The organism is Butyricimonas sp. RTP31003st1_G1_RTP31003_210430, assembly GCF_040920905.1.
Lineage (GTDB): Bacteria > Bacteroidota > Bacteroidia > Bacteroidales > Marinifilaceae > Butyricimonas > Butyricimonas paravirosa.
Window position 1 is genome coordinate 1 of record NZ_JBCOSQ010000024.1, and the last position, 24711, is coordinate 24711.

The window sequence follows — 24711 nt, forward strand, 5'->3', positions numbered from 1 at the left end:
ATACCATACAGGTCCAAATATCACCTCGCGGAACAGGGCTGTCCTTTCGGGCGGCTCTTTTTGTTTCCCATGCCTTATGGAAATGAGAATGACGAGGACACGCATGGAAAAGACAGGGAAGCGCATACAGCCATTGACAGACCGTGAACTACAGGGCAAAGTTGGCAAACGCTTCTTTTCGGACGGCAAGGCCGGGCCCTTCGGGTTTCGCGGAAAAATCATCCTCGCTGCGCTCCGGTATTTTTCCCGAAAGCCTTGCCTTTCCGGAAGCGTTTACCGTAAAGCCCTTGTAGTTCAACGGGCTGCCAAAGCCCGGATATTCACAATTAAAATTATAAAGTCATGAACCAAGCAATCATCTCAAGACCGCCGATGGCACCGGTGCAGATGCCGATGCCCGCAACAAGAAGAAAAAGGACAGTGGAGCCGAATCCCGTAGTCAAGTTCCCGCCAAGAGGCACAGGACCGGTACACATCTCCACGCTGCTGAACCCCATCCTGGAAATATGCCACCATCCCGACAGGGACAGGCTGCTGGCGGAGTTCTTCAACCGATAAAAAATACGATTATTCACACTTTAAATTATTACAGTTATGTTTTTTACAGCAATCAACCAGATGATGACCGAGGGCGTGGACCTCACGATAGTCATCCGCAAAGCGAACGGACAAATGGCGGTATCCACACTGCCGAAGTCGAACGGGCTGAAGGACGAGGCCCAGAACCACATCGTGCCCCTGACGGTCAGCGGACTGCCGGAGGAACTGGACGCGGGATTCCTGCAAACCGTCGCCCGGCCGATACAGAAGGTGGCGGGACTGATCACCAACATGGCGCAGTTCGAGGCGCAGGCTGACAAGGCCGCTGCCGACAGCAAGGCGGCGAAGGAAGAAAAAGCCAAAGAGACGAAGGAGGAGAAGGAGAAACGCGAGAAGTACGAGAAGCATCTCAAGAAGGCGGAGGAACTGATTGCCGCCGGGAAGCACAGCGAGGCTGTCTCCGCACTCGGCCAGGCACGCCTCCATGCCAAGCCGCAAGACCTGAAGAAGATTGACAGCATGGTGGAGGAACAGAAGAAGGCGATGAACAAGGGCAGCCTGTTCGAGCTGATGGATGAACCGGCACCGCAACCGCAGCCACAGCCACAGCAGCAACCGCAACCTATGGCGGCAACGGCACAACAGCCACAGCCACGACCAATGGCAGTTCCCATGCAGCAACCGCCCTATCCGCCGCAGCCCCAGGCTCCGAGACCGATAGCAGGACAACCGCAGCGGCCTATGACGGCACAACCGCTGCAACAGCCTTCGATGTGGCCACCGCAACAACCGCCGCAAAGACCGCTTCCGCCACAGCCGCAATATGCCGGACAACAGCCTACGGCTCCGCAGCCTCCATACGGGGCACAGTCTGACACGCACTGGCAGGAACAGGCATTCTCTCCCGAAGACTACCCTGCGCAATATCCCGCGGACGGAGAAATCAATTACAATCCCAAGGATTACGAGGAATATCCCGATTTTCCCCAATCCATGTTAGAACCCAAGTATTCACCTTATCAGACAGTTTAAGATTATGGCACTCGAAATCACAGGAATGACACGCTCGTTCACGTTCAAGAAAGGCAGCGGAATGATTACGCTCGACGATCCCAACCCGTCGGACAGCCCCGAAATGGTCATGAGTTACTACTCCAACTTCTACCCGGAGCTGACCACGGCGACGGTACACGGACCGGTCATCAAGAATGACAAGGCGGTGTACGAGTTCAAGACCACCATCGGGACAAAAGGATAGGAAACCATGAAGAAGGACAATAAAAAGAAGAAATCATGTGTACCATTGGACGAACATCAGTCGGCACTGCTCGCAAGGCTCATCATCGGCCAGACAGAACGGAATGTACGACACGGTGTGAACAGGACAGAACGGATTACGGCTCCAAGCGGGGCCGTAATTCTTTTCTGAATACGGCACTTGCCCCGATAGCACAGAAAAGTATTGTCGTGGATTCATACGGCAGTAATGGCATCAACGTGATTACGCAGGAAAACTACGAGTTCCTGCGTGACTCGTTTTTCAACTATGCCCTTTTGTTGAAACAGGAAGCGGTGCATACTCCGGGCAAAAGTATCGGGGCAAGCATAGCCAATCTGTACGACGAGATGGACAAACTTGTCGGGGAAGGGATGAATGTGAATATCGAACAGGATAACGGCAGGCTCTATTTCAATCTGTGGAAGTGTCACAAATGGGGCGAACTGACCTTGTACTATTTCCCGATGAAATTCGTTGAATCTCTCAATTCTACGCTCAGGAGGATTTCCATTACATTCATTAACAAGCTGATGTGGGCAAACGGAATCTCTACCATTTTGGACGAAGAGGACACGGATTATATATTCATGTGGCTGAAAGAGGATGATTCGCAGGAGGAGGAAGAGGAAACTGTCAAAAGACTGGAACTGGTACGGTCATACGAGAAAGGGAAAATCGGCAGGCTGCTAAAGCATGTTGAAAAAAAGTCCTATTACAAGGATTTGCCGAAGGCACTTGAAAAATACACCCCGCAAAACGACTTCGAGCGTTCCATTGTCGGAGCGATGAAAAAGGGATTGCCCTTCCTTAACCCGGAACACGGTATCATGCAATACGGCTATGATGCCTTTTACGAGGAGGAACCGGATTTTCAGCCGATGCGTCTGGATCAGCAGATAAGGGTGGTCTATGACTGCGACGACATGGTGTCCGAATATCTGGTGGACTATTACAATAATAACAGCCAGGAGACATACGATATCATCCCGATTACCACCTGTGCCCTGTCACCGGAAACCGACCGCCTGTTTATCATGGATGACTATCCGGAACGGTTCTTCAAGTGGGCGGATGAATTTATTAACATTGTATATTGAAAGATTATGGTAGAAACGAATGAACTTACAAGAAAACTGAGGACGCTGCTTCATCCGAGGGCGGCGTTGATTGTCTATGCGGAAGAGAATGACAACCACAGCACGGATGACGACGGTTATTTTATCGAAGTCAGGGACATAGACGAAAATGGGACAATGGGCGAAGGCCGTCCGGTGACGGTGGAGTTCATGAACGAACTGGTACGGGGCTATTCCGAAAGCCACAGTGTGACACCATACGGCAGGATACCGTCCAACCTGCTGTGGTTTGACCCGCGCAAGGGCAGTGAGAAATACATCTGGTACAACCCGCCCCAAAAGCGCATGATGTTCTTCCATGACATCCTGAAGATTGAAAGCGCGGAATACAACCTGCCGGGCGTGATCTATGAGGCCGGAGAAAACCGTCTGAATGTCTATGCCTATACAGATGTTGAACTGACAGACAATTCGGACCTTTTTGCGGCTCCGTTCTTCAATGTGACGGGAGCGAGCGTCTGTCTGGGCTCCGCAAAAATTGAGAAGCCGAAAGACCTGACCTACACGAACCTGCTGGAGTATTGGGAAAAGAGGTTCTGGCTGACGGAGTTCTCCCATCTGGGTGGAGGTGGGAACCCCACGAAATCCAATCTGGTACTGGTAACGAAAGCGGCAAAGGACAAGCCTTTTGACCTTGACGAACTGCAACCTTTAAAAAAACTGAAACTAAAAGACATATTGCGATGAAAAGAGTACATTATACAGACAGTTACCTGATGAACCCGCAACATCCGGTGACGGTAAACATCATAGGCGCGGGCGGTACAGGCTCGCAAGTGCTGACCGGTATGGCAAGACTGGATGTCACGCTCCGTGCACTCGGACATCCGGGATTGTTCGTAACGGTCTACGATCCAGACATCGTGACGGACGCAAACATTGGGCGGCAGCTCTTCGGACCGTCGGACCTGGGACTGAACAAGTCACAATGTCTGGTCACAAGGATAAACAATTTTTTCGGAAACGACTGGAAAGCGGAGGCGAGTTTCTATCCGTCGGTATTGAAGGAGGTAAAGCGGACCGAAATTGCGAACATCACCATTACCTGTACGGATAATATAAAATCCAGACTCGATTTGTGGAACGTGCTTGCGAAAGTTCCTTCATCCTCCTATACGGACAATAACACGCCGCTCTACTGGATGGATTTCGGGAATACAAAGACCGCCGGGCAGGTTGTACTGGGAACCGTGCCGAAGAAAATCAAACAGCCGGTTTCCACGATGTATGAAACGGTCGGCTCACTGAAAGTCATTACCCGTTTTGTGAAATATGCGAGAGTGAAAGAAGTGGATTCCGGACCGAGTTGCTCACTGGCAGAGGCATTGGAAAAACAGGATCTGTTTATCAACTCCACGCTGGCGCAACTCGGCTGCAATATCCTCTGGAAAATGTTCCGCCACGGGATGATTGAGCATCACGGGCTGTTCCTGAACTTAGAAACGATGAAAGTCAATCCGATAGGGGTATAAGACAGGCAAAAGCAAATATGAAAAAGTGGAACCGCCTTGCCGGAAAAGTTTCTGCAAAATAATATCATTCAATTCATTGCGGAATGAGAAATTATTTGTACTTTTGCTATTGTATTTCGAGAATGTTTTGTTAACGATGTATGAACGGCAATAAAAGCACATATAAATACCACCCGTATATAACAAATATTTTTTGTTCAGGCGGTGCTTCGTCCTATAAGACGGAGGCTTTTTTCGTGTCATTACCGTTTCGTAAAGTTGTTTCCATATCCGGAAAATATTTGTCCGATGCGCTTAAAATGTGTGCCGATTATTTGGATATTCAGATAATTCGGTTACTCTCTCTCTCTCTCTCTCTCTCTCTCTCTCTCTCTCTCTCTCTCTCTCTCTCTCTCATGGCTACGCGCGTCAATATACAAAATATTCCTTAAATACCAATCACTTACGGAGAGTCCGTTTTCCGGAATATCTCTCCTTTCCACGTTATTATCCGAACCTTTACATGCCGCCCTCACCAATCGGGGGCGCGTATCGTCATATCCGTCGGCGGTGTATGCCGGAGCATGGAACAACAATGCCCGCATACGCCGCCGATATGCTTTTTTATTAACCCGTAACAACAAATCTTATCAAATATGACAGTGATAAAACGAATATTATTGACGGTCTTTCTTGCCGTTACAGGATTGTCGCTTTCGGCACAGGAGAAGCCGGACTCCACTGCCTACCGTTTCCGGTTCGTGGCAGAGAACGATATGTTCTTCTCCCCGTGGAGCGGCAACGGACAGGAACTTGAGCGGTTGCTTGCAGCCATCGACGAACACCGCCCCGCCATCGAAGCCGGACAAATGTATCTTTTAGTGACAAGCTACGCTACGGACGGCAACGAAGAACAGACTGCGGCGCAAGTGGCAAAGACACGCCGCAATCGTGTGAAGTCGGAACTGATTGTGCGCGGCAAGATAAAAGAGTCGAACTTCGTCACCGACCAGTTGTTTGACGAAGCCTATACGGACGGGAACGGAAAATCCCTGCACAACATGGTCATCGTCACCCTCCCTGCCTCTGTTGAGAAAGTGGCGGAGATAGCCGGTGCGGAAGCCGCCGCCAGAGTGGAAGCCTATAACAAAGAGGTGTCTGGCGAGGCGGAGCGCGAACGTATGGCAGCGAAAGAGCAGGCAAAAGCGGAACAGACTGCCAAGGAAAAGGCAGAACAGGAGCGTATCGCTGCAGAGCAGGCAGCCCGAGAGAAAGCCGAGGCGGAACGGATGGAGCGTGAACGCATGGCAGCGGAACAAGTCGAAAAAGAGCGTCTGGAAGCGGAGGAACAAGCCCGCCTGCAAGCTGAAGAAACGGCAATAGCCACCCCGTATCATTTTGCCTTGCGTGCCAACCTCCTGCGTTGGGCAACCCTCACTCCCGATTTGGGTATCGAGTGGCGCATCAACCGCCATGTGGGTATTGCCGTGAACGGTACGTGGGCTTCATGGAGCTGGGACGACAAGAACCGCCGCTATGCCCTTTGGGAAGTGGCCCCCGAAGTGCGATGGTATCTCGGCAAGGAGAAACGGGGCTATATCGGTGCGATGTACAAGGCCGGGCAGTTCAACTACAAGCTGTCCGAAACAGGCCGTCAGGGCGACCTCATGGGCGGTGGTATCGTCGGAGGTTATCAGCTGAAACTCAACAATGCCCTTTCTCTTGATTTCAACCTCGGCATCGGCTATATCCATGCCGACTATGACAAGTATGTGGTCATCAACGGCGTGAGGGTAAGGCGCGGCAGCGGAACAAAGAACTGGTGGGGTCCTGTTTCGGCGGGTGTCACCCTGGTGTGGAACATCTTTTAGCGGAAAGGAGGAACAATGAATACAACGATAATCATACGACAGATAAAGGAATATACGGGAGCATACGGAAAGGCTTATACCTTATTATATCTAATAGGTGCGGTGGCCATACTGACCTCGTGCGTGAAGGACGACCTCTATGACACGCCGCACCCCGACCGTGGGGCGGTGGTCGTAACCACAGACTGGAGCGGAAAGAGCACCGAGGCGGACATACCGCAGGCATACACACTGCGCATCGGCGGGAGGGAACAGAACGTGAGTGCGGCGACCAACGTGTTCGACGCGCTGCTCGCGCCCGGTGGCTACGGCCTGACGGTGTACAACTCCCCGGAGGGGATTAGTATCGACGGAAACAAGGCAACGGTGAATCCGGTGGATCTGACGGGTGCAATAGAGCCGCACCCCGGCTACCTCTTCGCCTCGCACCAGGACATCAGCGTCGTGGCGGATGACACCCTGCACGTCACCGCCCCGATGAGACAATACGTGCGCAGGCTCGACATCGAACTGACCGCCACGGAAGGCGACTACAGCCGTGTACAGTCGGCTACGGCAACGCTCTCCGGCGTGGCTTCGGCAGCGGATATGGCAACAGGCGACCGGAGTGCAGCGGCACAAGTAACAAACGCTTTCAGGCAGGACGGCAACAAGTTCACAATCTTTTTCCGACTGCTCGGCATCGTCCCGACGGAAACGCATACGCTGACGGTGGACATCACTTTCAACAACGGTGACACGCAGCGGGTAGTGAGCGACCTTACCGAGGCCATAAGGGACTTCAATAACGGCACCAAACCGGTTAAACTCACGGGTAATCTGCTTTTGCCCGTAGAGGCCGGGGTAACGGGCGCAACCATCACGGGCTGGAACGAGGTAGAAAGCGGCAATGGGGATGCTAACTGACGATAAATATTTTAATCAAAAAAACAAGATTATGACAATGAACATGAGGTTTTTCATTATTGCAGCAGCAACGCTATTGGCTGCGTGTACACAAGAGAACGAGGTACAGAACAATCCGGTGGAAGCACGAATCACGGCAGGCGTGAGCGGGCCGAAGACCCGTGCTGTGGACAACGGGTGGAACGCCGACCGAATCGGCGTGATGGTGGTGGATGCCCCTGGCACGACCACGACCATGGGCGGCAAGTACAAGAACGTGGGATACGCGACCACGAGTACCGGCACCAACGCGGACTTCACCCCGATGACGGCGGGTGGCGGCATCTTCTTCGAGGATGCTTTCCTCGAGTTTACTTTTGCCGCCTACGCGCCTTACGCATCGGGCGCAAACGCCTCCACCCTGCCTGGTACAGACGGGAAGATTACGGTAAATACAAGCAACCAGCCCACGACCACGGAACAGGAGAAGGTGGACTACATCCATGCCACGGGAGCCAAGGCCGATAAAGACAGCCCGACCGTCAGCTTCACGGACAACACCGCCGCGGGCGGCAGCGACTGCTCCTTCAAGCACAAGATGGCCCGTCTTATCCTCAAGGTGCAGGTGTCGAACACCGACGGTTTCGACGACACTGCCGTGCTGGAATTCGCCGACTACAAGCTGGGCGGCCTGGTTCACGAGGGAACGTTCGATGTGAAGACCGGTACCGCCGCGACCGCGGGCAGCGTTGTGAGCGACTGGATGTTACGCCAGTGCACCGGTGCCCCGAAGACGGCCACGGACAAGTGCGTGGCAACCTTTGACGCCGCCACGGGCGTGATGACTTTCACCATGATCCTGCTCCCGCAGACACTCGCCAACGCTTTGGTGCTTGAGATATCTCCCGATGACGAGGAATACCAGAGCTACTCCAACAAGGACATGATCAAACCCGCGTTGGAGGCCGGTTATTCTTATACCTACACCATCACGGTGAAGAAGACGGGGCTGACCCTTAGCGGAAGCACCATCGAAAACTGGAACGACGGTGGTAGCCATGCGGGTGATGCAAAAATGTAGTGTGTCTGAAAGCCACTGCCGTGCATCAGGCGTAAGACGGAGGCACGCCATATATAATAAATGGTGCGGCAGCCCGCGTCGCAACGGGCAGTGGCACAAAACGAAATAAATAAAGACAATATGAAAATAATAAGGAACATAGCGAGAAGGCCGTGGCCGCGCATCGGCGGCTGGTTGCCGGTTATGATGCTCATCTGTGGGGTGCTCGCTTCCTGTAGCAGTGAGGATGAAAGCACCGCGCCCCTGCCCGACGGCAAGTACCCGCTGCAACTGACGGCGGAGGTGGCGCAGCCGCAGACCCGCGCCGGAGGTAAGGATGCGTGGACGGGCGGCGAGGAGATTAGAGTGTCACTGGAAGGCGTGTTTGGTAACAAAACATACGTGATGGACGCATCGGGCAATGCAAGCCCGAAGGATGCCGATAATGCCTTCTATTGGAAGAACACCGATGAAGCCCGCGTCAGTGCATGGACCCCGGACATAGAATCGGAAACGGATATTTCCGACCAAAGTGGCGGGTACGCCGCTTTCGATGTCCTGTACGCCAGTGCCATAGGGCGTTATGACCAAGCCATAAATCTCCGTTTCATCCACCGCATGGCGAAAATCGAAGTAATTCTCAAAGCTGGCGAAGGCATTACGGAAGAGGAGTTGGAGGGTGCGACCGTCACCATTTTCGGAGACCCGCTAACGCACTCAACCGCCGGCTTGGTATCACCGGGTGACCAATCGGACGGCGAGATAAAGCCCTATTACGATGCCGCAACGAAGAAATACGAGGCGTTAGTGCCGCCGCAGGATATGACGGGCAAGCCGCTCATCCGAATCAGCATAGGCAGCAATGACTTTACCTACACTCCCGAAACAGAAGCTGCCGGCAAATTTGGGTTTTTCGGTGGCAAGCGGTATGCCTACACCATCACCGTGAAAGCCAGTGGCATAGAGGTGACCGCAGCCAAGGGCGGAACGTGGAACGCCGGCGGCAGCGAGAATGTGGGCGTGACCATCACCTATGACGGCACGGAAACAGAACCGAAAATCGGCGACTATTACTACTCCGACGGCACCTGGAGCGACGGTGGCCTGCGCAAGCTCTATGCCGACAGCACGATGGAGTGGGCAGAGACCAAGCCGCAGCCGGAGAACGGTAAGAACGTTATCGCCATCGTGTTCCATGCCGGTCATCACGAAAACGATGCCTCCGATTACTCCGCCACCGGTATCGGTCAGCAGAAGTGCCACGGCTATGCCGTTGCCTTGCAGGATGCCACAAACGGTTATTGTCAGTGGGGCGTTTACGGAACCGAGTTGGGTTGCTGCCCCACGGATGGAAGCGGAAAAAAACAGAACAATTACTCTGCACCTGACATCGACTGGAGCGGCTACGCCTGGACACAGAAAATCATCACCGCTGCCGGCGGCAAGGACAAGTTGAATGCCACCGAAGATTCCGGTTATCCTGCCACCTACTATGCCGTTGTGGATTATGCGCACAAAGTCCCGTCCCCTGCCAACAGCACCGGCTGGTTTTTGCCCTCCATCGGCCAGATGTGGAATGTTTATCAAAACCGCGCTTCTTTGTTTGAAGGCAAGACAGTGGTATCAGGCTTAAAGTCTGACTGGTACTGGTCCTCCTCGGAGTTCTACTACGTTCCGGCGGACTACGCTCTTTGTGTGGATGTGCGCAACGGCCGCGTGCTCTTCAGCAATAAGCGCGACAGATTTAGTTACGTGCGTTCGGTCTTGGCTTTCTGACCTATTTACCTATTCAGCCTATTTATCTATTATGCGGCGTAGCCGCTCGTTGATAAAGGCTGAATACCCGCGAAGCGGGTCGGATTTACAAACGGAATTGTGGCAACGGCCGCTTGCAGTCTTTGCCCCGCAAGGAAGATAAAAACAAGTAACGTAAAGTTAAAATAAAAAGTGTGACAATGAAACGAAATATCCTACATACCCTTTGGGCGGCGGCACTGCTGCTGACCGGCTGCACGCAGGAGGAGCTTCCCCTGCCCGGTGCTGACAATGCCGCACCGCTCGCCATCACCATCACCGACGGCGGCTATGCCCTGACAACTTCGGCTGACGGCTCGCAGAAAGCCGCTACCCGTGCTACCGAGGACGGTTACCGTACCGAGTTTACCGCCAGTGACGCCTGCGGACTCTACCTTGTGCGCAATGGGGCGATAGTCTATGACAATGTGAAACTCACCGCCACAGCAGGCACGAACGGCAGTCTTACCTGGCAACCCGAAGCGGGCGTAACCCTTGCCGGCGGAATGGCGGGCGAGAAGTATTTCCTCTACTATCCCTATCAAGAGACAGCGAAGATGGCGGGCAAGGTAAATGCCACCGACACCACGAGCGATGGCGATTTCTTCGCCACGCTTATCAATGACTGGCAGCCGGAAGCTGATCAGAGCGACTACACGCAAGGCTACACAGCCTCCGACCTCATGACCGCCACGGGCTCGGGAAGCAAAGCCGACGGCAAGCTCTCGCTCTCATTCTCCATGACCCACCGCATGGCACTCGCCGTAGTCGAAATGCCCAAGACGGTGTATAAGTTCACCGACACCTCCATTCCCGACTATGTGATTGCTACTACAGCCGATTTCAGTGGAGAGGCCAAGCCCTGCCGCAATACGGACGGCACATACCGCTACTTCGTCCGTCCCGGACAAGGCAATACCGTAACCCTCACCGGCAGCTATGCCGACGGCAAGAAGGAGTTTTTCATCACCCCGAACAATATCAGCGTAAGCTCATACAAGACCTATAAGGTGGACGGAGCACCGACGATTGACAAAGATCACAATTTGCAAGTAGGGGACTACCTCCTTGCCGACGGCAATATTGTAGGCAAAGACGAAACTTTGACCGAAGAACAGAAAGCAAGCGTTATCGCCATCGTGTTCCATGCCGGTCATCACGAAAACGATGCCTCCGATTACTCCGCCACCGGTATCGGTCAGCAGAAGTGCCACGGCTATGCCGTTGCCTTGCAGGATGCCACAAACGGTTATTGTCAGTGGGGCGTTTACGGAACCGAGTTGGGTTGCTGCCCCACGGATGGAAGCGGAAAAAAACAGAACAATTACTCTGCACCTGACATCGACTGGAGCGGCTACGCCTGGACACAGAAAATCATCACCGCTGCCGGCGGCAAGGACAAGTTGAATGCCACCGAAGATTCCGGTTATCCTGCCACCTACTATGCCGTTGTGGATTATGCGCACAAAGTCCCGTCCCCTGCCAATAGCACCGGCTGGTTTTTGCCCTCCATCGGCCAGATGTGGAATGTTTATCAAAACCGCGCTTCTTTGTTTGAAGGCAAGACAGTGGTATCAGGCTTAAAGTCTGACTGGTACTGGTCCTCCTCGGAGTTCTGCGACCTTCCGGCGAGCGGCGCTCTTTATGTGAGTGTGAGCGGCGGCAACGTGTACAACTACAGTAAGGACGACAGGAATAGTTACGTGCGTCCGGTCTTGGCTTTCTGACCTATTTACCTATTCAATCTATTTATCTATTTGCGGCGTAGCCGCTCGTTGATAAAGGCTGAATACCCGCGAAGCGGGTCGGAAAAATTTTTGAAAAATCGAGTTATGGCATTATCCGAAGAATTACCCCTATACCGCGACACTTACCGGTTGTTGAACAACCTGTTGATCCTGACGCAGGATTTTCCGCGCTTCTTCCGCTACAGTATGGGCAGCCGTATGGTGGATTTGACTTTGGATATGCTTTCTCTGATTTACAAGGCGAACAGCAGCTATGAAAAAGTGGGCGTATTGACCGAATTTCTCGACCGTTACCGCATGTTGCAGATGCTTTTCCGCGTATGTGTGGAGCAGAAGGTCATTACCGAGCGCAAATACGCCTCGTTCGGGCTGCTGTTGGAGAAGATAGGCAAGCAGGCTACGAGCTGGAAACAATATAACGAACGCGGAATGAAGAAACAGGAAGATAAAAGGCAATGATTTATCAGTCGGGATTCGGGCGGTCAAGGCTTCCCGAAGCGAACTGTTTATTATTGAAAAAGGGTTGTCGGCAGGCTTTCCTCGTGCAGGGAGGCTCGCAAAGACAAAAACAGACAACATTTACTGGTCCTCCTCGGAGTTCTACAACAATCCGGCGAACAACGCTCTTTATGTGAATGTGAACAACGGCAACGTGAACAACAACAATAAGAACAACAGAAATAGTTACGTGCGTCCGGTCTTGGCTTTTTCAATAAAAACTTTACGATAAACAAAATGGTATAGCGATATGGAGTTGCAACAAAGTCTTTTTACAGATGAGGAACTCGGAGGCATTCCGTTGGAGGATGTCTTCGAGGCGTATTTCGAGTGCCGTAAAAAGAAACGCAATACCTGCAATGCCCTTGCCTTCGAGAGCGATTACGAACGAGGTGTGTGGAACTGTGGCGGGAAATCAATGCCGGCACATACCGCCCTTCGCGTTCCATCGCTTTCATTATCAACAAACCCGTGAAACGGGAGATTTTCGCCGCCGACTTCCGCGACCGTGTTGTACACCACCTCATAGCCCACAGGCTCGTTCCGCTTTTGGAAGAGAAGTTCATCGATGACAGTTACAGTACCCGCAAGGGAAAGGGTACGCTCTACGGCATAGAACGGGTGGAAGAACATATCCGGCTCTGCTCCGAGAACTACACGCGGGATTGCTATATCCTGAAAATAGACATCCGTTCGTTCTTCATGAAAATATCGAAGAGGCGGCTGTATGACCTGACCGAAGAACTCTTGCACGAACGCTACGGGGGAAACGACCTGGCGATACTGCTCTATCTGCTCCGTGAGACGATATTCAACCGTCCGGAAAAGAACTGCATCCGCAAGACGCCTCCCCAAAGCTGGCGCGGATTGCCCAAAGACAAGAGCCTGTTCCATTCCGACGGCTCGTGCGGACTGCCTATCGGCAACCTGACAAGCCAGTTGCTCGCCCTTAACTTCCTGGACGGACTGGACCATCTCATCAGCGAAGAATGGGGCGTGAAGCACTACGGCAGGTATGTGGACGACATGGTGCTTGTCCATCCCTCGAAAGAGCACCTGATAGAGGTGAAAGCGAAAATTGCCGGCTGGCTCTCCGAACACGGGCTGTCGCTGCACCCGCGCAAGATCTATCTGCAACATTACACGAAAGGTGTCCTGTTTATCGGAGGGATGATACTTCCGGGGCGGAAATACCTGAGCAACCGCACAGTCGGCTTCTGCTACGATGCCATCGACCGCCTGAACCGCTTGGCGGCAGGCTCGCCCGATTACGTGAAAACCCACGGGGAGGAGTTTGTCAGTACGATAAACTCCTATTTGGGAATGATGCGGCATTTTTCCTCCTACAACCTGCGGTGCAAGGTCATGAGCCGTATCGGTAAGGAATGGTGGCAGGTCATCTATTTTGCCGGACACTTGGAGAAAGTCGTGTTGAAAAAACGGTACAGACAGATTGAATGCAAAAAAGAGGAGATTTGTAATGAAATCAAAGAACTGAGGAGGACTGTATGACAGAACGCGAATTGATACAACAACAGCAGGAACTCGGCGACAGCCGTTTCCTCGTGACCCGGTCGGGCAAGTTTTTCTCCGCCTACGGTTGCGGGGCTTTCGCCTTGGCACGCGCCACAGGCTACCGTGTCATGCACCGGCAGCGTAAAGGCGGAAATTTTGTGCTGACCACAGGATTCCCGGAAAGCCATGTAGGGAAAGTGATGGAACAGATAATAGCCGCCGGAGGGAAAATCGACCGGCAGGACGACGGTTCTTTCGTCTTTTCCGGCATAGACGGCAGCGAAGCGGAGGCGTTGGTCTCCATCCCCGAAAAAACGGAGGGCGGGCAAGACCGCAAGGGCAGCAAAAGTTCGTATGACAACAGCCTGCAGGCTATGATACTCTCGTTCGACCTCTCTCGCTCCACCCCTATGGATGCCATGAACTTTATAGACCTGCTGCAAAAGAGGATTTACGATACAGATGTTTAATATGACCTTGTTATATATGAACAGAAACATACCCCTGCAAGCTAAAATCCTCTTCGGCTATATGATGTTAATGGCGGTCATCATCAGCATGGCCGCTATTCTTTTCCATGAACACGCACGCCTTCGGAAAATCGAGGCCGACACCTACGAAATCAGACAGGCACGCCGTGACATATCCGAGATACACCGCAACATCACGGTACTCGCCTCATTGGGCGAGAGCGTCATCGCTTGGGAGGATGAGGACTACCATGCCTACCAAACGAGACGGCTGAGGGTGGACAGCCTGCTGCAAATGCTGCAAACGAACCATAGCTACATATTCGGTCTGTCGCAGATAGATACCCTGCAACAGTTGTTGGCGGACAAGGAGACACACCTGCACCAAATCATGCAGGTGTTCCACCGGCAGGACAAAGCCGACAGCCTGCTGGTGAACCATCTGCCAGAAGCTGCAAGGCAAGCGACACAGACCCGTACCGTCGTGCAGAAGAAGAAAGGCATAGCCGGATGGTTCGGCGGCAAGGAAACGGTGCAAGTGCCCGCCTCGTCCGACAAGCTCCGCTCGCTGAACGAACAGCTTATCGCCCTGCAAGCGGAGCGGATACGCAACATGGAGAATTACACCGACAGCCTGCGCATCCGCAACAGGGAACTGAACCGCAAACTGTTCGCCCTGCTCGGTAACATCAGCGACCATGCACAAGCCGCCTTCCGGGACAGGGAAGAGCAGATAGCCCAAGCGCACCAACGCTCCACCTCCATCATCACCGGGCTGATCATCGCCGCCATCCTCCTGCTGGTGTTCTCGTACCTGATTATCCAGAAACATCTGAAACGGGATTCGCTGCTCAGGAAAAAGATGGAGGGTGTCATTGACCGGAATAATGAACTGCTGGAAACGCGTAAAAACGTCATACTTACTATCTCGCATGACATACGCGGCCCCCTGAACATCATTTACGGATATGTCGAACTGGCAAAAGATACCCGGGACAGGAAACGCAGGAATCACCATTTGGAAAATATCGAAACGGAGTGCAAACATATCCTGCACCTGCTGAACAATCTGCTGGACGTGTACCGCCTGAACGAGTCCAAGGAAACCTGCAACAATGTACCGTTCAACCTTAATGATCTGTTGGAACGTATTGTGACCGGATTTTCACATATTGCCAATAATAAGGGAATCATATTCCACCATGATTCCCAAAATACGGATGTCGTACTGTGCGGTGACATGGATCGTATCTCTCAAATTATAGACAATCTACTGACGAATGCTGTGAAGTTTACAAACGCCGGTATGATACAGTTCAATGTCCGATATGAAAATGGAATGCTTTATATAGAAATAAAGGATACGGGAATCGGTATGGATCAAGACACCGTTTCGCGTATCTTCCGTCCGTTTGAACGCCTGTCGTCTGAGGCGAATGCCGAAGGTTTCGGGTTGGGCTTGCCCATCACAAAAGGATTGGTCAAACTTTTAGGAGGCAGCATTGATGTGGAAAGTAAAATCGGGCATGGCAGCACATTTCGTGTATCCCTGCCGTTAGCGGTTTCCAATGAGAAAATCAATAGTGAAGCGTCGGCAGTTCCGCAAGACCGTCTGCCATTGCCACAGCGCGTACTTGTTATAGACAATGACACATTACAACTGGAAATAGCCAAGGAAATGCTTGAACGCAACGGAGTATCGTGTACCACCTGTTCCAATGCCAAAGAACTGGTCAATGAGATGCGCAGGCAGGATTACGACTTGCTGCTAAGCGACATACAGATGCCGGAAACCAACGGTTTTGAAATTCTGGCATTGCTTCGCAAATCCAGCATCGGAAATTCACACACAATTCCGATAGTAGCCATGACTGCACGAGGAGAAGGAGAAAAAGAGGCATTCATAAAGGGCGGATTCACGGACTCCATCCACAAGCCGTTTTCCATGAGAGAACTGTTGGATATGGTCTCTTCTGTGGTGTCACGCGATGTGGAAGAGTCACATACACCGGATTTTGCCACGTTCACGGCAGATGTGCTTGATAAAAGAGAACTGCTAAGAACTTTCATTATCCAGTCCGAACAAAATATGGCAGACTTGCAATCGGCAATAAAGACAGGGGACATTGAAAAGCTCCATGACATAGCCCACGAGATAAAGCCCTCGTTGGAGTTGTTACGGGCCGATGCTCCACTGGTAAAACTCCGCACCACGTTAAACGATTCTGCATGCGATATGAATACCGTCAATGAACAGGTGAAGCTGCTGATAGGACACATCTCCGGACTTATAACAGAAGCTGAAAAGGAAATAAAGAAAATGAGCGATGAAACAGAAGGTACTGATAGTTGAAGACAATATAAGTTTGTCACAACGCCAGAAAGACTGGCTTGAACAGGCGGGGTACGATGTAATGACCGCCATGCATGAACCGGCCGCACGTGCATTGATACGCAAGCATCGGTTCGACTTCATATTGTCCGATGTGCGCTTGCCTGAAGGTGACGGAATATCGCTTTTAGAGTGGCTCACAAAAGAGAAGAAAGACATTCCATTCATAGTGACAACGGAATACGGGTCTATACCGGATGCGGTACGCGCCATCAAGTTGGGGGCAAAAGACTATCTGCCCAAGCCGGTACACCGGGAACACCTGCTTGAACTGGCGGAAGAGATATTCCGTCCGCTCGCGACTGTCCGCACGAAACCGAAAGACCTGTTCAGACGTACCTGCCCTAAAATACTTGAGGTGGAGAGATACGCGAGGATAGTAGCCCCGTCGGATATGTCGGTGCTGATACTCGGTGCCAACGGTACCGGCAAGGAGTCCGTGGCACAGGGCATTCACGCGAACAGCGGACGTGACGGCAAGTTTGTAGCGGTCAATTGCGGAGCGTTGCCACGCGAACTTGCGGCATCCCTCCTGTTCGGACACGAGAAAGGCGCCTTCACCGGTGCGGATACGGCAAAGAACGGATATTTCGACATGGCAAAAGGCGGTACGCTCTTCCTGGATGAAATCGGCACGATGCCTATTGACATACAGTCCATGCTCCTTAGAGTGTTGCAGGAGAATACCTATACCCCTATCGGCAGCGACAGGGAGCGGATGGCAGACGTGCGGATTGTGGCGGCAACGAATGAAAATCTGGAACGGGCCATCAAGGAAGGACGATTCCGGGAAGACCTGTACCACCGTCTGGCAGAGATGGAAATCAGGATGCCATCTTTGGCCGAGTGTGCTGATGACATTTTGCCTTTGGCGGAATTTTTCCGTGAACGGTTTTCCAAAGAACTTAAGAAAGAGACAAAAGGCTTTTCAAAAGATGCCATATACCGACTTCGTTCTTATCGTTGGCCGGGCAATGTCAGGGAATTGCAGAACCGGATCAAACGGGCGGTGTTGCTTACGGAAACCCCTGTATTGGAGTTGCCGGACTTGAACGCAGACAGTCAGACTGATATTCGGATTACGGAGAAAACTCCGGACATATTGCCTTTGAAAGACGAAAACAGCGAGAGGGAAGCCATTGCAAATGCCCTTCAAGCGTGCAACGGGCATCGTGAACAGACCGCACGATTGTTGAATGTAAACTCTTCAACACTGTACCGGAAGATGAAGAAATACGGGATAAGATAATCCCCGATATTCTATCTATTTCCGGCAACAGTGTTGACACAGAATATATTGAAATGATTTTTCAATCCGACTGAAATTTTGTAAATTTGCAAAAGATTTGGCAGGGTATAGCCTTGCCGGTCTGAAACATAGAAGAAAACCGGTGGAGGGAAAACCCCTCTGCTGATTATATAACATAAGAGCGCAAGCTTCTCGGACAGAAATCTGGTAAATTGACGTTAAAGGAGAATGATTGCGTAATGCTTATGCTATGCTCTGTCATAGCGTGGTGTTGCGTGTTCTCCTTTAGGCTTTACCAGAGCCTCTGTCTGAGTGCGTGGCTACCACGCTTCTTTTTTTAGACGGACAGGTATGGCAAGAATACAAATCATAACGGCAGTGACATTGGACGGTTATCTTCCCGACCCGAATGAAGAGTTGTTGCAATGGGTGAAGACGGACAGCCAAGGTTTCCCGTTCTGGCACGAGAGGAGTACCTTCACGCTGTTTCCCGGCTATCCCATGCTGGACTTGATTTGTGAAAAGGACGAGAAACCGGACTCCTTTACCTTTACCTCAGAAATATCCGACCCAAAGAGCCTTGACTTGCTACACGGGCTTTCCATCTACCACCTCATTGACGAAATCATCATCTACATTCTTCCTCTGACAACAGGCAACGGTACGGACTGCCTGCATCGACTTCCGGTCAATCGTTGGAAACTTTACAGGACAGTTGCTTTCAAAAACGGGATTGTCCGTCTCATTTATCGCAAATCCTCGCGATAGTCCATTGCATCCTGCAAGGAAATCTTGCAATTTGCAAGATTCGCCATTTATTCATTTTTACAGCCTCAGATTTTTATTTCACTGATATACAATGTTATATCAGTTCCTCTTGGTGTCTATCGGTGTCATTGGTACGCTGTTGGCCTTATAATATGATATAACCTGTTGCGCAACAAGGTGTAAGCAAACGATAAGTTACACTTAAAACAGATTACTCATGTTACAGATAAACAGCGAGATGTTCGCCCAAATCATGGAACGGTTCGACAGGATAGAGCGGGCATTGGAGCGTATGAACAAGCTGAAGGAATGCCTGGACGGCGACACGCTCTTGGACAACTACGACCTGTGCCGGCTGCTCGGCATCACCAAACGCACGCTGGCGCGTTACCGCCAGAAGAAGCTCGTGACCTATTACATGATTGACGGGAGAACCTACTACAAGGCATCCGAAGTGGAGGCGTTCCTCAACCAAAAGGGCAAGTCATTGCCGGCGAGGTTCAGACATCAGCCAAATGTTTAATTAAAATGAAGCAAGGATTATGGAAATAATATGTGTTGACAAACAGACTTTTGAAGAATTGCGTGTCCGGTTCTGTGATTTTGAGGAACGGATGACGCGGGTATGCCGTCCGGCCGAGGACCTCGGCTTGAAAAACTGGCTGGATAATCAGGAGGTGTGCGATGTGCTTCGCATCAACAAGAAGACACTACAGGTATATCGCAACAAAGGGATATTGCCTTTCAGCCGTATCAAGAACAAGCTGTTCTACAAGCCTGAAGACGTACAGAGATTGTTGGATTTGAATTATCACCCTTTAATAAAAAGCAGATTATGAGCTATCATTTCTTGGACGACAAAGACCCTCGGATCGACGTGATGTTTCAAGGGCTGGAAAAAATGGAGAAGATGCTCTCCGTGATTGAGAAGATGCCGAAATCCCTCTTTAACGGTGAGCGCTTCCTCACTGACGAGGAACTCTCCAAAGTCCTGCGGGTAAGCAGGCGCACATTGCAGGAGTACCGGACATTCGGGGTGGTTCCTTATTACATGGTGCAGGGCAAGACTCTGTATAAGGAATCGGATATTCTGAAGATACTGGAGGATTCCTACAAGCGTTGCCGGGAAGAACAACGATGGGTATAGCATCGTTCACTAAAAGAGACGGAGAAATGATTTCCTTTTTACAAAGGGCATTTCTCCGTTTTTATTTTATGCCATTTCAGACTTTCTTCCCCGTTTTTTCTTGACGATGAAATCTTCTTCGCAAAGCTGTATCTGTTTCCCGAAACCTGTGGACTTTAGCCGTTTCATATCCTCGTCCACTTTGGTGTCCGTTACTTGGGCATACAGCTGGGTGGTGGAAATGGAGTTGTGTCCCATCATGCGGCTGACCGTCTCTATCGGCACACCGAGCGAGAGGGTGATGTGGGTCCCGAAATTATGCCTGGCCTGATGGTAGGTCAAATCAAAGCCATATACCTGTCCCAGCTCTCGTGTCAATGTTATAAAATATCCACGATTGTAAACATTGAATACCTTGTCCCCGGTTCTTTGGCTACGATATTTCTCGATGATTTGAAGGGGAATATCCAACAGGCGGACAGACGAAAGCATATCCGTCTTTTGCCTGTGGATGTGAATCCACCATGTGCCGTCCTCAGCCTGCGTGACATCATTGACCGACAGTTTTTTCAAGTCCGCATACGCCAATCCGGTAAATGTCGAGAAAATGAACATATCCCTTACGAATTGCAGTTGAGGCTTCTCCACCGGGGTGGTCATCAGTGTCTTCAAGTCCTCCAATTTCATGTGCCGGCTTTTTCTTTTTGGCAGTTCGGGATGCAGGCGGCAGTAAGGGTCACGGCGCAATGTCCCCTGGCTGACCGCCCGCATTGTCAGCTTCTTCAGGCGGTACAGGTGTTCATGTACGGTCTTGGGTTTTTGGTTGCGGTTCGTGCGCAGGAACAACTCGAAGTCGTCATAAAACGCACGGTCAAGGCTTCTCAATGTCACGTCCTCCACGCCTTTCTTCTCCTGAACAAAAGCGGAAAGGTGCTTGTAGGAACGCTTGTAGGAGTCGTATGTTTCCTGTATGCGGTCTATCCCGATACGCTTCTTGAACTCCTCGTTATGCTCCCTGAACAAGGCAAGCAGGGTAAGTGGTTTCTGCCCGATGCCTTTGACTGCATTCTTGACAAGTTCCGCTGTAATGAACCCCAGACTGTTCTTTATCCTGTCGTAATGTCCGGTTATCTCGTCTGTCAGGTCATCTATGGCGCGGTTCACCGTAACTGCATTTTCACTCCGTCCGTCGGCGCGTCCTTTGTCGGGATTCCAAATAGAGGGATTGACGGATACTTTGGTTCCTATCTGTGCCCATTCGGCATCGATGCTTACCTTGCACAATAACTGGCACATTCCGTCCTTGCGGACTTTCGTGCGGTTTATATAGAACAATACGGCAAATGTACTACGCCGCTTGATATTCTGGTTTTCTATATTCTTTTCCATGTTCTTGTTTTTTTAAGAGGTAATCAAATCACGACGGAAAAACGTTCCGATATTTTCCGGTTCAAAGTCCTTGTGTCGGAATCAATCTTGTCATCGGTCACTTTCGCGTAAATACGTGTGGTTTCAATCCGGCTATGTCCGAGCATTTTGCTGACGGTTTCAAGAGGAACCCCATGCGAAAGGGTGATTTCCGTGGCGTAGGTGTGCCTGGCCACGTGAAATACCAGCGGACGGTTGATGTTGCAAATCCGGGCAATCTCTTTCAGGTAGAGATTCATGTTGGAATTACAATACATCGGTAGCAGCCTGTTATCAGAAACGGCATCACTGTACTTTTTCAGAATCTGTAACGGCAAGTCCAACAAGGGGATTTCAAATTCTATCTTGGTCTTCTGGCGGGCACTTTTAATCCACCATGTGCCGTCTTCCGCAAGCGACAGGTTTTCTTTTGTCAGCGAGCGCATATCCCTGTATGAAATGCCGGTGAAGCAGGAAAACAGGAACATGTCACGGACAAGGTAAAGTGTCTGCCTATGGAGCGGAGTGGTCATAAGCCGTTGCAGCTCTTCATCGGTAAGATACTTCTGCACCGCTTTCGGACGAACCGGCTCGTAACCCATGAACGGATAAACGGTAATGATACCGTCAGCGATAGCCTCACCCACGATGGTTTTCAGTTGGACGGTCAGGTTGATGACGGTTCCGGGAGCGAGATTGCGTTCGGTACGAAGGTACAGGTCGTATTTGTCGATGAAGGAGCGGTCCAATGCCGAGAAAGGAATATCCGTTAGCCTGTATTTTTCTTGCAGAAACTTCTCAATGTGCCTATAGGCATTGCGGTATGCCTGCAAACTTTTGGCTGTGCGGTTGACTCCAACTCGCTTTTCAAAGTTGTTGATGAATTGCCTGAAATAGCTCAACAGTGTTTCCTGCCCGCTTGCCATTCCAAGCAAAATGCTTTTCACTTCCTCAGCGGTCACACCGTCACGGACGGCAGACTGCTCGTTATAGATACTCAACGCCACCGCACGGATCTCATCCAGCCGGTTGTTGATTTCCTTTGCCGTCACACTCTTGCCAGACGCACGCCCCGAAGTCCATCGGGATTGCGGCACTTTCATCTTCACGCTGAATGCCGCTTCAGAGTATTTTCCGATGTTCAACTTAGCCATTACCGGACATTCGCCATTGGCATCCGCCTCGCTCTTTTTCAGGTAGAACGACACCTTTACATTTGCCTGATTCATAACCTATTCCTTTGTTTGCAAAATTATTATATAGCGAGCAAATGAATGGCATGAAAAATATAGCGGAATATAGAAAAAGCCCCCTTGACTTCCAATCTGAGACTGTATTTTTTCCTGATACGGAAAATTTTGACTAACTTTGCATTAGCAAAAAACAGACAGAACAGCGTTCTTGCGGTGGTGAACAGGGGTAGAAAAACAGTTTTGGAAGTAAATTTCATACCTATTTTCAATCCCGAAAAGGCAACGGATAAGTAGCGATTTGTTTGCCTAACTCCCCAAAAACAGGTCAAAAACCTCAAATGGAAGAATGTGGAACAAAACGACTTATCCCTTTCTCGTCCAAGCACTTTGCATTATTCCTCTGAAATCCATCCGTATGTGAGCGAGTTTTCGTATATTTGTATAGTTCTAAATGATGGGTTAACACGTGATAGTAATATGTCGGAACAGGATGAGGTAAAATGGTTACAGGGATTAAGAGTTGGGGATGACCGGGCTTTTAAAGTCCTGTTTGAAAAGTATTATGCCTCACTCTGTGCATTTGCCACTAATTTCGTGAATGACCCGGACGTGGCGGAAGATATTGTACAGGAGATATTTTTCAAATTATACACGGATAAACCGACTTTTGATGTCGTGGTGGCCTTGAAATCTTACTTGTATCTGGTCACCAAGAATCAATGTCTGAATTATTTGAAACATGCCCGGATCGAGCAGGAGTATATGTCTTTCTTGAAGGAACGGGAAACAACGACCTTCTTTTTTAACCAGATCGTGGAGCAGGAGTTACTGGCCTTGTTGTCAGAGGCTATTCAGGATTTACCGGAACAGACGGGACAAGTGTTCCAACTGGTGATGGAAGGTTTCGATAACGCGGAAATTGCGGAGAAACTGAATCTCTCCATAGATTCGGTAAAGTCACATAAAAAGCGTGGAAAACAATTATTGAAGAGTCGATTAGGAGATATAACGGCTATCCTTTTATTCCTGTCGAATTGTTAAATTTACAAGAAAGTGTCATTCAAGTGACACTTTTTTTGTACTTGATTGTTTTTAGGTCGTAAAAGAAATCAAGATGAAAGAAGCATTTGAAATAGCACGAATTATTCAGAAGAGTTTGAAAGGACAACTTTCAGAATCAGAGGAAAGACAATTATCCGATTGGCGAAAGGCTTCCGGAGAGAATGAACGTGCTTTTCAACGAATGATTTCAGAAGATTTTTATACGGTTGGGATGGAGAAGTTGGAAACGTATGACTACCGAGTGGCCTACGGGCGTTTCTTGCAAAGGAAATACCAACAACGTCGTAAAAGAAGATTTCTGATAAACGTGGGTCGGGTGGCCGCTGTTGCGTTACCGTTTATAATTGCTCTCGTTCTTTATGTCGGGTTGAATCGAGATGAAGAACAAACGTTACGTCCTTCTTTGGCAACAAATATCCTTCCGGGGACGAGTAAAGCCGTGTTGACACTGGCGAACGGACAAATGATTCCTTTAGGCAAAGAGGTTGCGGATAGTACGATTATAACGGATGGGACACAAATTAATGCTTCGGGGTCTGGAGTAACATACGCTAGTGGTGGAGAAAGTGAATCGATCGTTTATAATAAATTGGAAATACCTCGTGGGGGAGAGTTTTGTCTGACACTTTCAGATGGAACAAGGGTGTGGTTGAACTCGGAAACTTCTATCCAGTATCCGGTGGCCTTCGGGGCAAAGGAACGGCGGGTTTTCGTGCAGGGAGAGGCTTATTTTGAAGTTGCGAAGGATGCGAATAAACCTTTTACCGTACAGTTTATGAGTTCGTCGGTAACGGTGTTGGGAACTTCCTTTAATATCCGGGCCTATCCGGAAGAGAAACAGTCGCAAACTACTCTTGCAGAAGGTTCCGTGAGAATATACAGCCCTGGCAGTTCAATGCTGTTGAAACCGGGAGAACAGGTGGAAGTGAACGCTTTGTCGGGAGAGATGGTAAAGAGGGAGGTTGAAGTAAAGAGTTTTACGAGTTGGAAAGACGGGCGTTTCGTGTTTGAACAACAACCGTTGGAAGATATAATGAGAACATTGGAACGATGGTACGATATTCGTGTGATATTCAAGGATGAGGGGGCGAAACGAATTTCTCTGTCGGGAAATATGAAGCGATACGGTGATTTCTCCCAGGTGATGAAAATGTTGCAGATGACGGGAGATGTGCGATTTGAATTACATGGAAATGATGTATATATAACTACAGAGTGAAACCCTCGATGGCCACGAGGGAAGGCAAGTGTGTAAAACTAACTAAAT

General features: G+C 50.4%; 25 protein-coding genes. 22 read left to right on the forward strand and 3 right to left on the reverse strand.

The genetic code is table 11. The annotated features are described in order from the left end of the window. Positions 1-342: 342 nt before the first annotated feature. Genes AB5542_RS09210 through AB5542_RS09235 form a run of 6 tightly spaced genes read left to right on the forward strand, consistent with a single transcriptional unit; the run spans position 343 to position 4427 of the window. On the forward strand, positions 343-558 hold the full coding sequence (locus AB5542_RS09210) for a hypothetical protein (protein ID WP_004318974.1): 216 nt from the start codon (positions 343-345) through the stop codon (positions 556-558). A gap of 36 nt (positions 559-594) precedes the next feature. Beyond that, the gene (locus AB5542_RS09215; RefSeq protein ID WP_005832194.1) at positions 595-1572 is read left to right on the forward strand and encodes a PRTRC system protein E; all 978 of its coding nucleotides are present in this window, start codon (positions 595-597) and stop codon (positions 1570-1572) included. Between the two features lie 4 nt (positions 1573-1576). After that, positions 1577-1798 carry a PRTRC system protein C gene (locus AB5542_RS09220; protein WP_004318980.1) on the forward strand — a complete coding sequence of 74 codons (222 nt, stop codon included), beginning with the start codon at positions 1577-1579 and terminating at the stop codon, positions 1796-1798. Positions 1799-1833: 35 nt separating this feature from the next. After that, entirely contained in the window at positions 1834-2916 is a 1083-nt protein-coding gene (locus AB5542_RS09225) for a hypothetical protein (RefSeq protein WP_005832197.1), read from the forward strand. Positions 2917-2922: 6 nt separating this feature from the next. Then, positions 2923-3642: a prokaryotic E2 ligase family D protein gene (locus AB5542_RS09230; protein ID WP_004318984.1), complete on the forward strand. Its 720-nt coding sequence runs from the start codon at positions 2923-2925 to the stop codon at positions 3640-3642. Next, positions 3639-4427: a PRTRC system ThiF family protein gene (locus tag AB5542_RS09235; protein WP_004318986.1), complete on the forward strand. Its 789-nt coding sequence runs from the start codon at positions 3639-3641 to the stop codon at positions 4425-4427. Before AB5542_RS09230 ends, AB5542_RS09235 begins: the two co-directional genes overlap by 4 nt. A 335-nt stretch (positions 4428-4762) precedes the next feature. On the opposite strand, the gene AB5542_RS09240 is transcribed toward AB5542_RS09235, so the two are convergent. Beyond that, positions 4763-5011, reverse strand: a complete 249-nt coding sequence (locus AB5542_RS09240) for a hypothetical protein (protein WP_368243034.1) — start codon at positions 5009-5011, stop codon at positions 4763-4765. Positions 5012-5062: 51 nt separating this feature from the next. On the opposite strand from AB5542_RS09240, the gene AB5542_RS09245 reads away from it, so the two are divergent. The 14 genes from AB5542_RS09245 (at position 5063) to AB5542_RS09310 (ending at position 19803) form a co-directional block, all read left to right on the forward strand. Beyond that, entirely contained in the window at positions 5063-6277 is a 1215-nt protein-coding gene (locus AB5542_RS09245) for a DUF3575 domain-containing protein (RefSeq protein ID WP_005832206.1), read from the forward strand. Positions 6278-6292: 15 nt separating this feature from the next. Then, complete coding sequence (locus AB5542_RS09250) at positions 6293-7183, forward strand: FimB/Mfa2 family fimbrial subunit (protein ID WP_005832209.1); 891 nt, start codon at positions 6293-6295, stop codon at positions 7181-7183. A gap of 31 nt (positions 7184-7214) precedes the next feature. Next, the gene (locus tag AB5542_RS09255; protein WP_005832211.1) at positions 7215-8243 is read left to right on the forward strand and encodes a fimbrillin family protein; all 1029 of its coding nucleotides are present in this window, start codon (positions 7215-7217) and stop codon (positions 8241-8243) included. A gap of 120 nt (positions 8244-8363) precedes the next feature. Beyond that, positions 8364-9998, forward strand: a complete 1635-nt coding sequence (locus tag AB5542_RS09260) for a fimbrillin family protein (RefSeq protein WP_368243035.1) — start codon at positions 8364-8366, stop codon at positions 9996-9998. Positions 9999-10177: 179 nt separating this feature from the next. Beyond that, positions 10178-11743, forward strand: a complete 1566-nt coding sequence (locus AB5542_RS09265) for a fimbrillin family protein (RefSeq protein WP_005832215.1) — start codon at positions 10178-10180, stop codon at positions 11741-11743. Between the two features lie 105 nt (positions 11744-11848). Next, positions 11849-12223, forward strand: a complete 375-nt coding sequence (locus tag AB5542_RS09270) for a four helix bundle protein (RefSeq protein WP_004319006.1) — start codon at positions 11849-11851, stop codon at positions 12221-12223. A 435-nt stretch (positions 12224-12658) separates the two neighbouring features. Beyond that, positions 12659-13774 carry a reverse transcriptase domain-containing protein gene (locus AB5542_RS09275; protein ID WP_227980148.1) on the forward strand — a complete coding sequence of 372 codons (1116 nt, stop codon included), beginning with the start codon at positions 12659-12661 and terminating at the stop codon, positions 13772-13774. Beyond that, positions 13771-14247: a hypothetical protein gene (locus AB5542_RS09280; protein WP_004319010.1), complete on the forward strand. Its 477-nt coding sequence runs from the start codon at positions 13771-13773 to the stop codon at positions 14245-14247. The genes AB5542_RS09275 and AB5542_RS09280 overlap by 4 nt, the downstream gene beginning before the upstream one ends. Before the next feature lie 16 nt (positions 14248-14263). Then, positions 14264-16600: a hybrid sensor histidine kinase/response regulator gene (locus AB5542_RS09285; RefSeq protein ID WP_347786950.1), complete on the forward strand. Its 2337-nt coding sequence runs from the start codon at positions 14264-14266 to the stop codon at positions 16598-16600. Further along, entirely contained in the window at positions 16575-17888 is a 1314-nt protein-coding gene (locus AB5542_RS09290) for a sigma-54-dependent transcriptional regulator (RefSeq protein WP_005832224.1), read from the forward strand. The genes AB5542_RS09285 and AB5542_RS09290 overlap by 26 nt, the downstream gene beginning before the upstream one ends. 351 nt (positions 17889-18239) lie before the next feature. After that, entirely contained in the window at positions 18240-18656 is a 417-nt protein-coding gene (locus tag AB5542_RS09295) for a hypothetical protein (protein ID WP_034522606.1), read from the forward strand. Positions 18657-18873: 217 nt separating this feature from the next. Next, a complete protein-coding gene (locus tag AB5542_RS09300) occupies positions 18874-19179 on the forward strand; it encodes a helix-turn-helix domain-containing protein (RefSeq protein ID WP_004319013.1) in 306 nt (101 codons plus the stop codon). Between the two features lie 19 nt (positions 19180-19198). Next, the gene (locus AB5542_RS09305) at positions 19199-19495 is read left to right on the forward strand and encodes a helix-turn-helix domain-containing protein (RefSeq protein ID WP_004319014.1); all 297 of its coding nucleotides are present in this window, start codon (positions 19199-19201) and stop codon (positions 19493-19495) included. Further along, the gene (locus AB5542_RS09310; protein WP_004319015.1) at positions 19492-19803 is read left to right on the forward strand and encodes a helix-turn-helix domain-containing protein; all 312 of its coding nucleotides are present in this window, start codon (positions 19492-19494) and stop codon (positions 19801-19803) included. The genes AB5542_RS09305 and AB5542_RS09310 overlap by 4 nt, the downstream gene beginning before the upstream one ends. A 66-nt stretch (positions 19804-19869) precedes the next feature. Here AB5542_RS09310 and AB5542_RS09315 read toward each other — a convergent pair whose 3' ends face one another. Together AB5542_RS09315 and AB5542_RS09320 are read right to left on the reverse strand one after the other, a co-directional pair. Then, a complete protein-coding gene (locus AB5542_RS09315; RefSeq protein WP_005832229.1) occupies positions 19870-21171 on the reverse strand; it encodes a site-specific integrase in 1302 nt (433 codons plus the stop codon). Between the two features lie 23 nt (positions 21172-21194). Beyond that, the gene (locus AB5542_RS09320) at positions 21195-22418 is read right to left on the reverse strand and encodes a site-specific integrase (RefSeq protein ID WP_005832231.1); all 1224 of its coding nucleotides are present in this window, start codon (positions 22416-22418) and stop codon (positions 21195-21197) included. Positions 22419-22859: 441 nt separating this feature from the next. On the opposite strand from AB5542_RS09320, the gene AB5542_RS09325 reads away from it, so the two are divergent. Both AB5542_RS09325 and AB5542_RS09330 read left to right on the forward strand, forming a co-directional pair. Next, positions 22860-23423, forward strand: coding sequence for an RNA polymerase sigma factor (locus AB5542_RS09325; protein ID WP_279038036.1), 564 nt, complete (start codon positions 22860-22862; stop codon positions 23421-23423). 73 nt (positions 23424-23496) lie between these two features. Then, positions 23497-24663, forward strand: coding sequence for a FecR family protein (locus tag AB5542_RS09330; protein WP_279038038.1), 1167 nt, complete (start codon positions 23497-23499; stop codon positions 24661-24663). Positions 24664-24711: the final 48 nt, after the last annotated feature.

What these genes read in the sequence shown, in the direction of transcription:
- AB5542_RS09305 (WP_004319014.1), top strand. Translation starts at nt 19,199, where the DNA reads ATGGAAATAATATGTGTTGACAAACAGACTTTTGAAGAATTGCGTGTC.
- AB5542_RS09210 (WP_004318974.1), top strand. Translation starts at nt 343, where the DNA reads ATGAACCAAGCAATCATCTCAAGACCGCCGATGGCACCGGTGCAGATG.
- AB5542_RS09330 (WP_279038038.1), top strand. Translation starts at nt 23,497, where the DNA reads ATGAAAGAAGCATTTGAAATAGCACGAATTATTCAGAAGAGTTTGAAA.
- AB5542_RS09325 (WP_279038036.1), top strand. Translation starts at nt 22,860, where the DNA reads ATGTCGGAACAGGATGAGGTAAAATGGTTACAGGGATTAAGAGTTGGG.
- AB5542_RS09285 (WP_347786950.1), top strand. Translation starts at nt 14,264, where the DNA reads ATGAACAGAAACATACCCCTGCAAGCTAAAATCCTCTTCGGCTATATG.
- AB5542_RS09270 (WP_004319006.1), top strand. Translation starts at nt 11,849, where the DNA reads ATGGCATTATCCGAAGAATTACCCCTATACCGCGACACTTACCGGTTG.
- AB5542_RS09240 (WP_368243034.1), bottom strand. Translation starts at nt 5,011, where the DNA reads ATGCGGGCATTGTTGTTCCATGCTCCGGCATACACCGCCGACGGATAT.
- AB5542_RS09230 (WP_004318984.1), top strand. Translation starts at nt 2,923, where the DNA reads ATGGTAGAAACGAATGAACTTACAAGAAAACTGAGGACGCTGCTTCAT.
- AB5542_RS09250 (WP_005832209.1), top strand. Translation starts at nt 6,293, where the DNA reads ATGAATACAACGATAATCATACGACAGATAAAGGAATATACGGGAGCA.
- AB5542_RS09265 (WP_005832215.1), top strand. Translation starts at nt 10,178, where the DNA reads ATGAAACGAAATATCCTACATACCCTTTGGGCGGCGGCACTGCTGCTG.
- AB5542_RS09315 (WP_005832229.1), bottom strand. Translation starts at nt 21,171, where the DNA reads ATGGAAAAGAATATAGAAAACCAGAATATCAAGCGGCGTAGTACATTT.
- AB5542_RS09260 (WP_368243035.1), top strand. Translation starts at nt 8,364, where the DNA reads ATGAAAATAATAAGGAACATAGCGAGAAGGCCGTGGCCGCGCATCGGC.
- AB5542_RS09295 (WP_034522606.1), top strand. Translation starts at nt 18,240, where the DNA reads ATGGCAAGAATACAAATCATAACGGCAGTGACATTGGACGGTTATCTT.
- AB5542_RS09215 (WP_005832194.1), top strand. Translation starts at nt 595, where the DNA reads ATGTTTTTTACAGCAATCAACCAGATGATGACCGAGGGCGTGGACCTC.
- AB5542_RS09290 (WP_005832224.1), top strand. Translation starts at nt 16,575, where the DNA reads ATGAAACAGAAGGTACTGATAGTTGAAGACAATATAAGTTTGTCACAA.
- AB5542_RS09225 (WP_005832197.1), top strand. Translation starts at nt 1,834, where the DNA reads ATGTGTACCATTGGACGAACATCAGTCGGCACTGCTCGCAAGGCTCAT.
- AB5542_RS09320 (WP_005832231.1), bottom strand. Translation starts at nt 22,418, where the DNA reads ATGAATCAGGCAAATGTAAAGGTGTCGTTCTACCTGAAAAAGAGCGAG.
- AB5542_RS09220 (WP_004318980.1), top strand. Translation starts at nt 1,577, where the DNA reads ATGGCACTCGAAATCACAGGAATGACACGCTCGTTCACGTTCAAGAAA.
- AB5542_RS09245 (WP_005832206.1), top strand. Translation starts at nt 5,063, where the DNA reads ATGACAGTGATAAAACGAATATTATTGACGGTCTTTCTTGCCGTTACA.
- AB5542_RS09300 (WP_004319013.1), top strand. Translation starts at nt 18,874, where the DNA reads ATGTTACAGATAAACAGCGAGATGTTCGCCCAAATCATGGAACGGTTC.
- AB5542_RS09280 (WP_004319010.1), top strand. Translation starts at nt 13,771, where the DNA reads ATGACAGAACGCGAATTGATACAACAACAGCAGGAACTCGGCGACAGC.
- AB5542_RS09310 (WP_004319015.1), top strand. Translation starts at nt 19,492, where the DNA reads ATGAGCTATCATTTCTTGGACGACAAAGACCCTCGGATCGACGTGATG.
- AB5542_RS09255 (WP_005832211.1), top strand. Translation starts at nt 7,215, where the DNA reads ATGACAATGAACATGAGGTTTTTCATTATTGCAGCAGCAACGCTATTG.
- AB5542_RS09235 (WP_004318986.1), top strand. Translation starts at nt 3,639, where the DNA reads ATGAAAAGAGTACATTATACAGACAGTTACCTGATGAACCCGCAACAT.